Below are 14,005 nucleotides of genomic sequence, written 5' to 3'. Positions count from 1 at the left end.
GCGGGGCGTGAAGATCCCTCGGGAATATCACGGAAACCGTCAAGGCACGGCAGGGCGGAGGCTCAGCCTCGGACGGCCTCGGATCGAGACGTGTTCTCACGTGCACCCGCGTCGTCGCCGCCCTCGACGGCGGCCTCGCGGGTCGGGTATATGTCGAAGGCCTGCGTCAGACCCGTGACCCTCAGCACCGAGTCGATGCGGCGGTGCGTGACCAGGCGCAGCTCGCTGCGGCGGCTGCGGGCCTTGCGGCGCAGCAGCACCAGCACCGCGATGCCCGAGGAGTCGACGAAGGGGACCTCGGTCAGGTCGAGCACGAGCGTCACGGGGTCGATGCCGAGAGCACGCAGGCCGACGTCCCGGAACGCGGCGGCACTCGCGATGTCGAGGTCACCCGTGACCGCGAGGACGACCTGCCCGTGGGCGCGCTCCTCGTGCCACGTCATGTCGGCCGCCACCGCGGGCTCCGTCCTGTCCGGCCCACCCTTGTCAGCGGACGATCAATACGCTACCGTGCCGTGGCGATCCGGCACGTCGACGCGATGGGCATGCGCGACCCCGGCACCTCTGACAGGCTTGCTGCCGTGGCCACTTCCCATGCGTCCGGCTCGACCGACGACGACCCCTGCACGACGCTGAGCCTTCCGTTCGACACGCTCAGCGTCCGCGTGGCCCGCAAGCGCCTCGCCGCCGAGCTGGCCGATCTGGGCTTCCGCCAGACGTTCGTCGACGACGCCGAGCTCGTGCTCGCCGAGCTCGCGGCCAACGGCATCGACCACGGCCGCCCCAACGCCCGCGGCGAGATCGACATCTCGTGGTGCGTCGAGGGCGACCTCGTCCGGATCAGCGTGTGCGACAGCGGTGAGGCCACGCACCTGAAGGCCATGGAGTTCAACGACCACTCGCTGCGCGGACGGGGGCTCGCGATCGTCGAGCACCTGTGCGACTCGTGGGAGGTGCAGACCGACGACGGTCTGCGGGTCACCGCCGAGCTGCGGCACGACCACACGTTCCAGAGCGCCTGACGGCCAGACCGCCTGGCGGTCAGTCGGCGGCGATCGCCAGCACCGTCGTCGCGGTGCGCAGCACCAGGTGGTCCCAGGGGTCGGCGAGGTCGCGACCCGTCACGGCCCGCGAGCGCCGGAGCCGGTGCCGCATGCTCTGCGGGTGCAGGCCCAGGCGACGCCCGGCCTCGGTCGACGAGCCCGTGAGCAGGTACGCCGACAGGCCCTCCAGCACGTGCGCCTGCCCCGGTGCGAGCAGCGGGCGCAGCGCGGTCGACGCGAAGGTGCGGGGATCGACGCGGGGCTCGCCGCGCAGGAGGGCGACGAGCAGGGCGTCCGCCTCGTCGAGCGGACCGCTCCCGAAGGCCTCGGCGGGGGCGTGGCGCACGGCCGCGGAGGCGACCCGGAACGTCGCGGGCAGGTCGGCGAGGGCGACGTCGTCCACGACGCAGACGCGCCAGCGCGCGGACGGCGTCGCGTCGACGACCGGCCGGGAGTGCAGCAGCACACCCTGCCCCGACCGGGTCGTCGTCAGCACCAGCGCGTCGCCGTCGGGGTCGTCGACCGCCGCCGCGAACCGGGCGACCTCACCGGCCGTGACCTCCTCGCCGTCAGGGGATCCGACCACCGTCAACCCGAACCGCGACGGCAGCGCGATGCCGAGCTGCTCGGACCGGTCGGCCAGGGCCGCGGTCGAGGTCTGCCGCCCCGTGACGAGGTCGTCGGCGAGCGCCCGCACGACGTCGGCCCGGTCGCCGGTGAGCCGGGTCGTCGCCGCCGTGTGACCCGCGAACAGCACCTCGGAGATCTCGTCGAGGCTCTCGAGCAGCACCCGGTTGAGCGCGAGGGCGTCGTCGAGCGTCAGGTCGTCGCCGGCCATCTGGTGGATCAGGTCGCTGGCCTCGACCGCCGCGACACGGTACGCCCGCAGCACCGCGAACAGCGGACGTCCGTCGGTGCCGCGGGCCACGCCGATGCCGTGGAACTGACGCAGGTCGGCCTCGTCGAGCGACGTGCCCGATACCCAGAGCTCGAGCAGCCGTTGCACGCCCCACGCGGCGATCGCCTCGGTCTCGCGGCGCTGGGCGTCGCCGAGCGTCGCGTACGCGGGGATCTGCTGACGGATCGCGCCGGAGATGCGCTCGGTCACGACGGTCCGGGACGCCACGACGCGCTGCTGGATCCGGCCACGCTCCGTCTGCCCCACGGCCGTCGACCTCTCTGTCACCTCGCGGTGGGCGGCGTGCTCACCCGGTGACAACACATCTTGCCCCAGCGACCGCGGTTCTACATCCTGAGTGACAGGCCGGACGGGCCACGACCGAGGAGCACACAGTGGACGCAGACATCATCGTCGTCGGCGCGGGCATCGCCGGACTCACCGCCGCCGCCGAGGCGGCCGACCGGGGACGGTCGGTCGTGCTGGTCGACCAGGAGGGCGAGCAGAACCTCGGCGGTCAGGCGTTCTGGAGCCTGGGCGGCCTGTTCTTCGTCGACTCCCCCGAGCAGCGACGCATGGGCGTCAAGGACTCGCTCGCGCTGGCGACGCAGGACTGGATGGGCAGCGCGCAGTTCGACCGCGAGGAGGACGCCTGGCCGCGCCGCTGGGCCGAGGCCTACCTCGACTTCGCCGCCGGCGAGAAGCGCGCGTGGCTGCACGAGATGGGGCTGCGGCTGTTCCCCGTCGTGGGGTGGGCCGAGCGCGGTGACGGACGCGCCGAGGGGCACGGCAACTCGGTGCCGCGCTTCCACCTCACGTGGGGCACGGGCCCCGGTGTCGTCGCACCGTTCGAGCGGCGCGTGCGCGAGCACGTCGCGACCGGCCGCATCGCGTTCGCGTTCCGACGCCGGGTCGACGGCCTGGTCGTCGAGGACGGCGCCGTCGTCGGCGTCCGGGGGGCCGTCCTCGAGCCCACCGCGGTCGATCGCGGCGTCGCCTCGAGCCGGGTCGAGACCGGCGAGTTCGAGCTGCGCGGCCAGGCCGTCATCGTGACGTCCGGGGGCATCGGCGGCGACCACGACCTCGTCCGGAAGGTGTGGCCGGAGCGGCTCGGCACCCCGCCCGCGACGATGGTCGCCGGCGTCCCCGCCCACGTCGACGGGCGCATGCTGGCCATCAGCGAGCATGCGGGGGCCCGCGTCATCAACCCCGACCGCCTGTGGGCGTACGTCGAGGGCCTGCGCAACTGGGACCCGATCTGGGACAACCACGGCATCCGCATCCTGCCGGGCCCGTCGTCGCTGTGGCTCGACGCCACCGGCAGACGCCTGCCGGCACCGTACTTCCCGGGGTTCGACACCCTCGGCACGCTGCGGCACCTGCGGGGCACAGGGCACGACTACTCGTGGTTCGTCCTGACGCAGAAGGTCATCGAGAAGGAGTTCGCGCTGTCGGGCTCGGAGCAGAACCCCGACCTGACCGGCAAGGACGTCAAGCTGCTGCTGAGCCGGCTGAAGGCCGGGGCGCCCGGCCCGATCGAGGCGTTCAAGAACCACGGTGAGGACTTCGTCGTGGCCGACGACCTCACGGGGCTGGTCGCCGGCATGAACGAGGTCGGCGACACGGGGCACGTCGACGAGGCCGACCTGCGACACCTGCTCGAGGCGCGCGACCGCGAGATCGACAACGACTTCACCAAGGACGCGCAGATCACCGCGATGCGGGGCGCTCGTCGGTATCGGGGCGACAAGCTCATCCGGGTCGCGACGCCGCACCGGTTCCTCGACCCGAAGAACGGCCCGCTGATCGCGGTGCGGCTCAACATCCTGACCCGCAAGACGCTCGGCGGGCTCGAGACCGACCTGTCCGGACGCTGCCTGACCCCCGACGGCGCTCCCCTGCCGGGGCTGTACGCCGCGGGCGAGGTCAACGGCTTCGGTGGCGGCGGCATGATGGGCTACAACGCGCTCGAGGGGACGTTCCTCGGCGGCTGCCTGTTCTCCGGACGGGTCGCGGGCCGCGCGGCGGCCGACGCCGTCGGCTGATCAGGCCGGCGACGTCGCGAGCGAGTCGATCAGCGCCTCGACCCTCGCCCTGACCTCGTCGCGGATGGGGCGGACGGCCTCGATGCCCTGCCCGGCCGGGTCGTCGAGCACCCAGTCCTCGTACCGCTTGCCGGGGTAGTACGGGCACTCGTCGCCGCAGCCCATCGTGATGACGACGTCGGAGGCGCGCACCGCGTCGTCCGACAGCTTCTTGGGCTGCTCGCCGGCGATGTCGATGCCGACCTCGGCCATGGCCTCGACGGCGGTCGGGTTGATCTGGTCTCCGGGCATCGATCCGGCCGACAGCACGTCGATCCGGTCACCGGCCAGGGCCGCCAGGAAGCCGGCTGCCATCTGCGAGCGTCCGGCGTTGTGCACGCAGACGAACAGGACGGTGGGGCGGTCAGACACGGGTGCCTCCTGCGGTGGGGGACGAGGTGGGTCCGTCGGTGAAGAACCTGCGGGCCCAGAGCGAGACGTACACGAGTCCCACGAGCACCGGGACCTCGATGAGGGGGCCGACGACACCGGCCAGGGCCTGGCCGGAGGTGACCCCGAAGGTGCCGATCGCCACGGCGATCGCCAGCTCGAAGTTGTTGCCGGCAGCCGTGAACGCGAGCGTCGCGGTCTTGGCGTACCCGAGGCCGAGCCACCGGCCGATCACCATGCCGGCACCGAAGGTGATCGCGAAGTAGACGAGCAGCGGGACGGCGATGCGGACGACGTCGAGCGGCCGGCTGGTGATCGCGTCGCCCTGCAGGGCGAACAGCACGACGATCGTGAACAGCAGCCCGTAGAGCGCCCAGGGCCCGAGACGGGGCAGGAACGTCCCCTCGTACCAGTCGCGCCCCTTGGCCTTCTCGCCGATCGTCCGGGTCAGGAACCCTGCCACGAGGGGGATGCCGAGGAAGACCAGGACGCTGGCGGTGATCGCCCACACCGAGAAGTCGGCGCTCGTCGTGGACAGGCCGAGCCATCCCGGCAGGGTCTGGAGGTAGAACCACCCGAGGGCGGCGAAGGCGACGACCTGGAAGACCGAGTTGATCGCGACCAGCACGGCCGCGGCCTCGCGGTCACCGCAGGCGAGGTCGTTCCAGATCAGCACCATCGCGATGCACCGGGCCAGGCCCACGATGATCAGGCCCGTGCGGAACTCTGGCAGGTCGGGCAGCAGCAGCCAGGCGAGGGCGAACATCAGCGCCGGCCCGAGGATCCAGTTGAGCGCGAGCGACGCCACGAGCAGCCGCCGGTCACCGGTCACCCGGTGGGTCTCGTCGTACCGCACCTTGGCCAGGACGGGATACATCATCACGAGCAGGCCGATCGCGATCGGCAGCGACACCGAGCCGATCCTCACGGCGTCCAGGGCGTCGTCGAGGCCGTCGACCGTGCGGCCGAGCACGAGCCCGACGGCCATCGCGACGACGATCCAGACGGGCAGGAAGCGGTCGAGCCGCGAGAGGCCGGAGATCACGTCGGTGTCGGCCGGTGGGGACGTCTGCGGAGTGGTGCTCACGCGACCATCTTGACGCCCCGGCGCCGGTCAGTCAAACTTGACTCAATGAACACTGAGCGAAATGACCTGGCGCGTCGGGCCCACCAGCACGCTGCACTGGCGGACGTGACCCGCCTCGCCGTCATGGACGCGCTCGAGCTCGGTGACCGATCGCCGAGCTCGCTGCAGGAGCTGGTCGGCCTGCCGTCGAACCTCCTGGCCCACCACCTCGGGGTGCTCGAGGAGGCGGGGCTCGTCGTCCGGCGCCGGTCGGAGGGAGACCGCCGGCGCACCTACCTGACCCTCGCGTCGGCCGACGCGTCCACCGGCCCGGCACCGACCCCCTTGGCCGTCGCCCGGGTCGTGTTCGTGTGCTCGGCCAACTCGGCCCGGTCACAGCTCGCGGCCGCACTGTGGGCCGAGGCGAGCGACGTGCCCGTCGCATCGGCCGGCACCCGACCGGCCGAGAGCATCGCGGACGGTGCGCGTCGCGTCGCCGAGCGCCGTCACCTCGCGCTGCTGTCGTCGACCCCGACCTCGTTGGGTGACGTCACGGCCGACGGCGACTTCCTCGTCGCGGTCTGCGACCAGGCGTACGAGGAGCTCGCGTCGACGTCCTCGCCCGCCCTGCACTGGTCGGTGCCCGACCCCGTCCGGCAGGGCGGCGACGCGGCCTTCGACTCCGCGTACCTCGACCTGCGGCGCCGTGTCGCCGCGGTGGCCCCGCGACTCGTCGCCTCCTGACCGGCGTCAGACGCCCGCCGTCGCCGCGGGGAGCCCCGCGAGGAGGCAGACTGCCCGCATGAGCACGATCGATCCGGCGCAGTCGGCACTCGCCGTCGCCGTGCTCGTCGGGCTGACCCTGCTGACGCTGACGCTGTCGCGTGTCCACGTCCGCCGTGACGCCATGGTGGCGGTCGCCCGGGCAGCGGTGCAGCTCGTGGCCGTCGCGCTCGTCATCGCCTGGGTGTTCCGGCACCCCGAGGGCGTCGCGCTGTACCTGGGCGTGATGATCGCCGCCGCGACCGCGACGTCGGTGCGACGCATCGGCTGCGGTGCCCGTCTCGCGCCGCACGTCGGCGCGGCGATCGTGGTGGGCGCGACGACCGCCGTCGTCACGGTGCTGGCGACCGGCGCGCTGGAGTGGCGCTCGCAGACCGTCGTGCCGTTCGCGGCACAGATCGTCGGCGGCTCGATGACGGCGGCGTCGCTGGCCGGTGGACGCATGCGCGACGACGTCGCCCGCGACTGGGGCCAGGTCGAGGCCTGGCTCGCGATCGGGGCCTCCCCCCGGCAGGCGACGTCGACCTTCGGTCGGCTGGCCGTCGCCCGGGCGCTCGTCCCGGCGATCGACCAGACCCGCAGCGCCGGGCTCGTGACGCTGCCCGGCGCGTTCGTCGGCCTGCTGCTCGGTGGGGCCTCCCCCGCCGAGGCCGCTGAGGTGCAGCTGCTGGTGCTGGCGGGGCTGCTCGCGGCGCAGACGGTCGCCGCGATCCTCACCGTCCGCCTGCTGGGCCCGTGGCTCGGCTCGACCCAGCCCGTCACGACGGACTGACCGACCCTTCCTCGCGACGAGGTGGATCCGCAACCGTCTCGGGCTTCAGGAGGTTGCGGATCCACCTGCCACACAGCGGGCGCCTCCGACCGTCAGGAAGAGGCGAGCGGCTCGCCCACGGCACCGTCCGTCGCGGCCGCAAGCGCGGCCGACAGCTGTCGCTCGGCGCTCAGCACGAACGTCTTCGTCAGGTGCGTCGTCTGGCGGTAGACCAGCACGTTGCCGATGACGGCCGCGCAGCGCTGACCGTCGGGGCAGATCGTCGAGGTCAGGTCGGCCACCGACACCCCCGGCACCTCGGCGGCGGCCTCGCGGGCGGCCGGGGCGCCCGAGGCGGCGATGCCCGCGTCGCGGTCGAAGGCGCACCGCGGCAAATCCTTCGGGTTCTGGGCGACGCACTCGTACACGGGCTGCGTCGTCGGCGCGGGGTTGTCGAGCAGCGCCGTGATCGGGATGCCCGCGCGGGTCAGGGTGCCCCAGTACGAGACCAGGCCCCCGACCATCGCGTCCTTCGTCTCCTGGCTCCGATCGGTCGCCCCCGCCGGCAGCGCCGTGCCCTGACGGTGCGACACGACGACGAGCTCGGGATCGAGCGCGAGCACGTCCTTCAGCACCGTGCGGCCCCAGGCCCGGCAGTCGGTGTTGTTCTTGCGGTCGAGGTCGACGTCGGTCCACGAGCACGCCGACTTGGTGAACTGGACGACCTTGAAGCCCTCGCGCCGCCCGATCGCGGCGATCGCGGGCTGCCACTGGGCGATCTTGGAGTCTCCGACGATCACAACCGTGCGGCTCGACGACGTGTCGCCCGACTCGCACGGCTTCGGGACCGCGTCGCCGTCCCTGACCTGGCAGCCGGAGCCGTCGTCGTAGAACGCCGGACGGTCGTCGACCGCCTCGGTCGCGAGCGGACGCATGCGGCCGACCTCGCGGATCGCCGACCAGTCGACGTCCTGGTTCGAGGGGTCGAGCAGCGCCGCGGCTCCGGGGCTGGCCGAGGTCGTCGCCTCGTCGACCCCGCCGGCGGTGGCCGAGACGGCCAGGCCCCAGCCGACGCCCACGCCGACGGCCGTCAGCGCCAGGCCCATGCCGATCGCCCGGCCGTTGGGCTTGAAGAACGTGCCGAACCGGATGGGGTTCTCGATGAACCGGTTCGACAGGTACGCCGGGACGATCGAGGCGATCATCGCCAGCACGACCCACCGCAGCTGCAGGTCGGGACGCTCGGCCTGGACCGCGACCAGGATCGGCCAGTGCCACAGGTAGATCGAGTACGACAGGCCGCCGACCCAGACCATGGGCGGCAGGCTCAGCAGCCGCTGCGGAGACCCGGGGGTCGCGCGCAGCCCGCTCGCGATCATCAGCGCCGCGCCGACCGTCGGCACCAGCGCGTTGGCACCCGGCCACGTCGTCGCGTCGTCGAACACGAGCACCGCGTACGCGATCATCGCGATGCCGACCCAGCCGCCAACGGCCCGCACGACGGCGGGGAGACGCTCGACCTGCGAGGCGCCCAGCGCCAGCAGCGCGCCGATGCCGAGCTCCCAGATGCGGGTCGTCGAGACGAAGTACGCCGTCGCGGGGCTCGAGGCGGTCTGCTGCACCGAGTACGCGAACGACGCGAGCGTGACGACGCCGAGCACGCCGAAGGCACCGAGCCTCCACCGGCGCGCCGCGATCAGCCCGATGACCAGCATCAGGATCGGCCAGACGACGTAAAACTGCTCCTCGACCGCCAGCGACCAGTAGTGCTGCACGGGCGACTGGCCCACGTCCTCGGCCAGGTAGTCGACGCCGCGGTCGGCCAGGCGCCAGTTCACGACGTACAGCGCCGCCGAGACGATGTCGCCGCCGAAGTCCTTGCGCTGCGTGATCGGCAGGAACGCATAGGCCACGGCTGCCGAGAACAGCAGCACGGTCGCGCTGGCCGGCAGGAGCCGCTTCATCCGCCGCGCCCAGAACGTCGTCAGGCTCACGCGCCCCGACCGCGACACCTCGCGCGCCAGCAGACCCGTGATCAGGAAGCCCGAGAGCACGAAGAACACGTCGACGCCGACGAAGCCGCCGGCCAGGAACGGCACCCCCGCGTGCGCGACGAGCACCGAGCCGACCGCGATCGTGCGCATCCCCTCGATGTCGAGGCGGATCGTGCGCCCGTGGTCGGGCCGGGTCAGCGCCGTCGCCTCCGGTGCGGAGGACGGTCCGCGGTGCTGGGCGGCGGTCATGCGCGTCTGCTCCCTGGGCTGGTGGGACCCGACGATCCCGGACGGCCTGTGAGAAGGCCGCCCGGGATCGGGGTCGAGATCGTCAGCCGGTTCAGCGGCTGAAGCGGAGGTTGCCCGCGTTCTTGGCGCGACCGGCCTTCACCGTGATGAAGTGACGGCCCTTGAACGCGCGGCCGATGCCGCGCCACGAGTCGGCGTTGACCGAGATCTGGTACCGGCCGGGCGCCAGGCCCGCGACGTAGAAGTTGCCCTTGCCGTCGGTCAGGTCGGTGCGCAGGACGCGCTTGCCGTCGCGCGAGGACAGCGTCACCATCATCTCCTGGTTGGTGCGGCCCGGCGAGCGGCTCACGTGCCCCTTGACGACGCCGCCCCGCTTGGAGGTCAGCGTGGTGCGGCGCTCACCCGTGCCGGTGCCGGTGATGTCGACGGTCTTGACCTGGCCGTACCCGAGGGCCTTGCAGTGAAGGCGGTACATCCACCCCTTGCCACCACGGGGCTTCTTGCCCTGCTCGGCGTCGGTGGCCGGGTTCGGGTTGGCGCGACGCGCCAGCAGCTCGAGGCCACGGTTCTTGTTGCCCGGCAGCTTGCTCAGGTACGGGAACGTCTTCCACCGCTCCGATCCGCGGTCGAGACCGTTGAAGTAGGAGTTGTTGTTGGTGTAGCGGCTCGGGTGCCAGTCGGCGCAGCCCGTGCGGCGGCCGAGCTCGACGTAGTAGCGGCCCGGCGGCAGGTTGTAGAACGTCGTGCGGCCGCTGCTGGACGCCTGCCGCTGCGCGACGATCGGCGAGTCGAGGATCGCGGTGCGGGGCGCGGCCTCGCGGATGCTGATCCAGCGGTCGCCCTCCGCCGTGGCCTTGTACCCGCGGAAGAGGCTCTTGACCGTCAGGTGATTGCCGCTGGCGCCGACCGCGACCGGGAAGTTCGTGCCGCCCGCGTCGAGGGCGATCATGTTCGACCGCGAGTAGCGGTACTCCTGGACGTCGAAGCAGCTGCCGAACTGGTTGTTCCAGCGGGTCTCGCCGTCCAGTCGAGCGCCGATCATGTAGCGACGGTCACCGGGGGCGTAGGGCAGGAAGTCGAAGCGGTAGGTGCCGTTGGAGGCCGTCGCCGACGAGAAGACGTTGCCGCAGCCCGCGATGTCGAGCTCGCGGCGCGCGTCGCGTCCGCCGCTGTACGAGGCCGGAGCCCCGGCGACCGTCAGCTGGGCGCCGGCCGGTGCCGTGCCGGAGATCGACGAGTACCGGAAGTCGGCGCGGAAGGCGCCGTACTTGGTGGCCTTGACGACGGTTGCGTCGCGCAGGTGGCGTCCGCCGCTGGAGGCGGCGTTGTTCTTGCCGCGCCAGTACCACGAGCGGGCCTCGCCGGCGCTCGACTGGGCCACGATCCGCAGGCGGTAGGGCTTCGACGACTTGTTCTTCGAGCCGTTGAGCGGGATCGCGAACGAGTACGACCCGCCGTCCGGGATGTCGTTGGCGAACCGGACGACCTTGGTGTTGCCGCCCTTGACGACCGAGATCAGCTCGACCCGGGTCGGACCGACGTTGCCGGCCCCGCCGGGGCCGGAGACCGTGCCGGTGATGACCTGCGAGCGAACCGCTTCTGCAGGTGAGGCGACGAGCACCCCGGCGACGAGAGCCCCGAGAGCCGGGACCGCTAGAGCAAGACGAAACTTCATGGAATCCCCGACATCGGCTGTTGGACGAACTCGGTGAGACTACCAGCCGAAGGCATGGATCTCGTAGCTTCTGGCGCCGCGGTGCGACAGGACGTCGCTCGCAGCGTCGAGCAGGGCCTGGTCACACGTGGTCGGGCCGACTGGTCGCCGAGGGTCTGGAGGTGGTCGCACGCCGGGATCATGAGGGAGCTGCGCTCCTCACCCAACGACGACATCCTCGGGGGTCAGCGAATCGGTCGGCCCAGGGCCCGCGCGAGGCCTTCCGGATCGGCGGCCGTGATCGTCGCCCCGGGGTGCCGGATGATCTTCGTCGGGTCGATCCCGGGGACGGGCTCGCGGAACGAGACGCACAGTCCGGCGCGGCCGTTCGTCGCGAACGTGATGCCACGGTCGGCGAGCGACAGGTGCGGAGGCCCCGCGGTCTTGGCGAACCCGTAGGGCCCGGTGACCTCGGCGTCCACGACGTTGTCGATCGGCGACGTGAGCCTCCACCACCCGAACCGGACCGTCAGCGACGTGTCGTCGACCTCGATCCACGCCCTGGCCGGCGTCACGCCGACGAGACGCGCGGCGCGGCGGTAGCGCTCGTCCCATGCGAAGTCGAAGCGGTGCGGGCCGGTCGGTGGCGGGGTCATGCCGGAGGCGTACCCGGCTGGGCGTCCCGCAAGCGGTCCTCCCCTGCCGAGGCCGCCGCGCGGCGGGGGTCGTCAGGGGGCAGCGAGTCGATCGGGACGCGCCGGGGGTGGGCGGCCGAGCCCGTCACGACGTGCGTCTGGCCCGGACGGACCCGGAGCGCCTGCTCGCCCACGACGTCCCGGGGGGTGGGCGGGTCCTGCAGGGCCTCGCGGACGATGTGGCGCGGGTCGTACTGCGTCAGGTCCCAGTCGGACCGCTGCAGCGACACGCCCGAGTCGTGCTCGGCCCGGGCGCGGGCCGTCTCGAGCAGCGACCGGAACGACCGAACGAGGCGGGCGAGCTCGTGGGCGTGGACGGGCAGCCGCTGCGGCCCGATCAGCACCCCGGCGACGATCGCCACCAGCAGCAGCTTCTCGAAGGTCAGTCCGAACACGACGCGCTCCTCTCCCGGGCCGCCAGGGCCCGGTCGTGCAGGTGGGCGACCAGCAGGGCGGCACCGAACAGCGCCGACATCGGCAGGGCGACCATGAACATCGACAGGACGTCGGCGGCGGGCGTGACCAGGGCGCTGAAGAGCGCGATCACGACGACGATGACCCGCCAGCTCCGACGCAGCGTCCGCGCCGACACGAGCCCCACGACGTTCAGCATGACCATGAACACCGGCAGCACGAACGCGACGCCGATCGCGATCACGATCTTCATGACGAAGTCGACGTAGTACGACGCCGAGAGGATCGTGCTGTCCTCCGCGGGCGCGAAGCCCGTCAGCATCGTCACCATGTGCGGGAACAGGACGAACCCGAACGCGCAGCCGGCCGCGAACAGCGGCACCGCGGCGGCACCGAAGCCCAGGACGTACCTCTTCTCCCGGCGCGTCATGCCGGGGGTCACGAAGGCGAACAGCTCGATCAGCCAGACGGGGCTCGCGAGCACGACGCCCGCGAACACCGCGATCCGGAGCCGCAGGTCGAACGCCCCCGTGACGGTGTCGTAGTTGAGGCTCGCGTCGCGCGACCGGGCGAGGTCCTCGACGGGCTGCCGCAGGACGTCCAGGACCTGGTCGGACAGCGCGAAGCCGACCGCGACCGCCACGACCAGGGCCACCGCCGAGCGGACGCCGCGACGCTTCGCCTCGGCCAGGTGACCTGCGAGCGGCATCGTGCCGCGCGCGGCGGTGGCGGTGGTCATGCGGCGCGCTGACCCGTGACGGGGTCGACGGCGGCGTCGGTCGAGGAGGCGTCGTGCACCTCGTCCTTCAGGATGCGCATCGACTGGCCCACGCCCTTCGCGAGCTGCGGCAGCTTGGAGGAGCCGAAGACGAGAAGGACGATCGCGAGGATGACGAGGGCGTGCCAGCCCGTGAGGTTCTGCAGCATGGTGTTCTCCTGGTGTGTGTCGTGGTGGGGGTCGTGCGGTGGGTCGCGTGAGGGGTGGGGCGTCAGCCGTCGTCGCGGCTCGGCGGGGTGCCGCCGGCACCGCCCGACGGCGGTTCGCCGCCACCACCGGCGCCTCCCCCGCCTCCCCCGCCGCCGCTGACTCCGGCCTCGGTCGTGGGGTCGATCGCGACGGCCAGCGAGCCGACGAAGCCCGACGACGTGTTGCCGGTCAGCGTCGCCATCTCGAGCTCGTGGCCGTCCGAGAACACGTTGTCGGTGTCGAGGCTGACCTGCGCCAGGTTCTCGGTCGACCCGGCGTACGCGTCGAGGGCGTAGATGTCGGCGAGCACGTCCTCGGGGAAGGCGACCTGTGACGTGGCGATCGCGTTCTCCGCCGACGTGGCCGAGTCCGCGTCGGGGTAGACCTCGAAGTGCAGGTGCGGCCACCGGCCCGTGTAGCAGGCCGGGACGATCGTCGAGAACGTCAGCGCCCCATCGGCGTCCGCGACCTGGATGCCGCGCAGGTACGTCTCGTCCTCGACGCCCTCGGAGTACATCGAGTAGCGGCCGGCCGCGTCGCACTGCCACAGGTAGAGGGCCGCACCCTCGAGCGCGGCGCCGTCGGCCGACAGGTCGGTCAGCGTGAAGGTGAACGACAGGGGCACGCCCTCGGCGACGGTGCCGCCCTCGAGGCTCGACGTGATGTCGCTGCGCACGATGCCCGACTCGTCGAGCACCGTGACGCCGTTCGTCCCGTCGGCCGGGTACGGACCGTTGGTCTCCTCGGGGATCTCGCCGGCGGTGGTGGCGGTCGTCGTCCCGGCGGAGGCGGACGATCCCGAGCCACCCGACGATCCGCCCGAGCACGCGGCGAGGGCGAGGGCGCCCGCTCCGAGACCCAGCGCGCTCAGCACGTGACGTCGCGACAGCAGGGTCGTCAGGTCGAAGCCCGCGCCCTGGTCGACGACCTCGTCCTCGGGACGGACGAGTAGCCGCCCTTCGTAGGCGGGCCCCTGCGGGGTCTCGTCGGGTTCGGGGATCTGGCTCATGGTGTGCT

15 protein-coding genes are annotated in these 14,005 nt (G+C 72.2%); 4 read left to right on the top strand and 11 right to left on the bottom strand.

The features are described 5' to 3' along the window. Positions 1–62: 62 nt before the first annotated feature. Positions 63–443 (bottom strand): STAS domain-containing protein, encoded by a 381-nt coding sequence (locus tag IFT73_RS01580; RefSeq protein ID WP_192166081.1) that lies wholly within the window; start codon positions 441–443, stop codon positions 63–65. A gap of 138 nt (positions 444–581) precedes the next feature. Here IFT73_RS01580 and IFT73_RS01575 point away from each other — a divergent pair, with 138 nt between their 5' ends. Further along, entirely contained in the window at positions 582–1,022 is a 441-nt protein-coding gene (locus tag IFT73_RS01575) for an ATP-binding protein (RefSeq protein ID WP_206759088.1), read from the top strand. 19 nt (positions 1,023–1,041) lie between these two features. On the opposite strand, the gene IFT73_RS01570 is transcribed toward IFT73_RS01575, so the two are convergent. Continuing rightward, on the bottom strand, positions 1,042–2,208 hold the full coding sequence (locus IFT73_RS01570; protein ID WP_192166077.1) for a PucR family transcriptional regulator: 1,167 nt from the start codon (positions 2,206–2,208) through the stop codon (positions 1,042–1,044). Positions 2,209–2,336: 128 nt separating this feature from the next. Here IFT73_RS01570 and IFT73_RS01565 point away from each other — a divergent pair, with 128 nt between their 5' ends. Continuing rightward, the gene (locus tag IFT73_RS01565; protein WP_192166075.1) at positions 2,337–3,986 is read left to right on the top strand and encodes an FAD-binding dehydrogenase; all 1,650 of its coding nucleotides are present in this window, start codon (positions 2,337–2,339) and stop codon (positions 3,984–3,986) included. On the opposite strand, the gene IFT73_RS01560 is transcribed toward IFT73_RS01565, so the two are convergent. Beyond that, entirely contained in the window at positions 3,987–4,397 is a 411-nt protein-coding gene (locus tag IFT73_RS01560) for an arsenate reductase ArsC (RefSeq protein ID WP_192166073.1), read from the bottom strand. It abuts the gene before it with no gap. Continuing rightward, positions 4,390–5,502: an ACR3 family arsenite efflux transporter gene (gene arsB / locus IFT73_RS01555; RefSeq protein WP_371811131.1), complete on the bottom strand. Its 1,113-nt coding sequence runs from the start codon at positions 5,500–5,502 to the stop codon at positions 4,390–4,392. Before arsB ends, IFT73_RS01560 begins: the two co-directional genes overlap by 8 nt. Positions 5,503–5,607: 105 nt before the next feature. On the opposite strand from arsB, the gene IFT73_RS01550 reads away from it, so the two are divergent. Beyond that, positions 5,608–6,225, top strand: a complete 618-nt coding sequence (locus IFT73_RS01550) for a helix-turn-helix domain-containing protein (RefSeq protein WP_371811130.1) — start codon at positions 5,608–5,610, stop codon at positions 6,223–6,225. A gap of 58 nt (positions 6,226–6,283) precedes the next feature. Next, positions 6,284–7,036 (top strand): ABC transporter permease, encoded by a 753-nt coding sequence (locus IFT73_RS01545; RefSeq protein WP_192166069.1) that lies wholly within the window; start codon positions 6,284–6,286, stop codon positions 7,034–7,036. A 92-nt stretch (positions 7,037–7,128) separates the two neighbouring features. Here IFT73_RS01545 and IFT73_RS01540 read toward each other — a convergent pair whose 3' ends face one another. From IFT73_RS01540 to IFT73_RS01510, 7 genes are all read right to left on the bottom strand, one after another. After that, positions 7,129–9,258, bottom strand: a complete 2,130-nt coding sequence (locus IFT73_RS01540) for an acyltransferase family protein (protein ID WP_192166067.1) — start codon at positions 9,256–9,258, stop codon at positions 7,129–7,131. Between the two features lie 91 nt (positions 9,259–9,349). Next, positions 9,350–10,933, bottom strand: a complete 1,584-nt coding sequence (locus IFT73_RS01535) for a carboxypeptidase-like regulatory domain-containing protein (protein ID WP_192166065.1) — start codon at positions 10,931–10,933, stop codon at positions 9,350–9,352. Positions 10,934–11,157: 224 nt separating this feature from the next. After that, positions 11,158–11,568 (bottom strand): hypothetical protein, encoded by a 411-nt coding sequence (locus IFT73_RS01530; protein WP_192166063.1) that lies wholly within the window; start codon positions 11,566–11,568, stop codon positions 11,158–11,160. Next, positions 11,565–12,002: a twin-arginine translocase TatA/TatE family subunit gene (locus IFT73_RS01525; protein WP_192166061.1), complete on the bottom strand. Its 438-nt coding sequence runs from the start codon at positions 12,000–12,002 to the stop codon at positions 11,565–11,567. Before IFT73_RS01525 ends, IFT73_RS01530 begins: the two co-directional genes overlap by 4 nt. After that, positions 11,990–12,760 carry a twin-arginine translocase subunit TatC gene (gene tatC, locus IFT73_RS01520; RefSeq protein WP_192166060.1) on the bottom strand — a complete coding sequence of 257 codons (771 nt, stop codon included), beginning with the start codon at positions 12,758–12,760 and terminating at the stop codon, positions 11,990–11,992. The genes IFT73_RS01525 and tatC overlap by 13 nt, the downstream gene beginning before the upstream one ends. Further along, complete coding sequence (gene tatA, locus IFT73_RS01515) at positions 12,757–12,948, bottom strand: twin-arginine translocase TatA/TatE family subunit (protein ID WP_056606964.1); 192 nt, start codon at positions 12,946–12,948, stop codon at positions 12,757–12,759. The genes tatC and tatA overlap by 4 nt, the downstream gene beginning before the upstream one ends. Before the next feature lie 62 nt (positions 12,949–13,010). Next, positions 13,011–13,997: a 3,4-dioxygenase subunit beta gene (locus IFT73_RS01510; RefSeq protein ID WP_192166058.1), complete on the bottom strand. Its 987-nt coding sequence runs from the start codon at positions 13,995–13,997 to the stop codon at positions 13,011–13,013. Positions 13,998–14,005 lie beyond the last annotated feature (8 nt).

This window comes from Aeromicrobium sp. CFBP 8757 (genome assembly GCF_014841755.1).
GTDB lineage: Bacteria > Actinomycetota > Actinomycetes > Propionibacteriales > Nocardioidaceae > Aeromicrobium.
This window is presented reverse-complemented; position numbering and strand designations above follow the sequence as displayed.

Bases quoted from the DNA above. Each gene is read 5' to 3' on its own strand.
- IFT73_RS01580 (WP_192166081.1), bottom strand. From the start codon at position 443: ATGACGTGGCACGAGGAGCGCGCCCACGGGCAGGTCGTCCTCGCGGTC.
- IFT73_RS01545 (WP_192166069.1), top strand. From the start codon at position 6,284: ATGAGCACGATCGATCCGGCGCAGTCGGCACTCGCCGTCGCCGTGCTC.
- IFT73_RS01540 (WP_192166067.1), bottom strand. From the start codon at position 9,258: ATGACCGCCGCCCAGCACCGCGGACCGTCCTCCGCACCGGAGGCGACG.
- IFT73_RS01535 (WP_192166065.1), bottom strand. From the start codon at position 10,933: ATGAAGTTTCGTCTTGCTCTAGCGGTCCCGGCTCTCGGGGCTCTCGTC.
- IFT73_RS01530 (WP_192166063.1), bottom strand. From the start codon at position 11,568: ATGACCCCGCCACCGACCGGCCCGCACCGCTTCGACTTCGCATGGGAC.
- tatC (WP_192166060.1), bottom strand. From the start codon at position 12,760: ATGACCACCGCCACCGCCGCGCGCGGCACGATGCCGCTCGCAGGTCAC.
- tatA (WP_056606964.1), bottom strand. From the start codon at position 12,948: ATGCTGCAGAACCTCACGGGCTGGCACGCCCTCGTCATCCTCGCGATC.
- IFT73_RS01510 (WP_192166058.1), bottom strand. From the start codon at position 13,997: ATGAGCCAGATCCCCGAACCCGACGAGACCCCGCAGGGGCCCGCCTAC.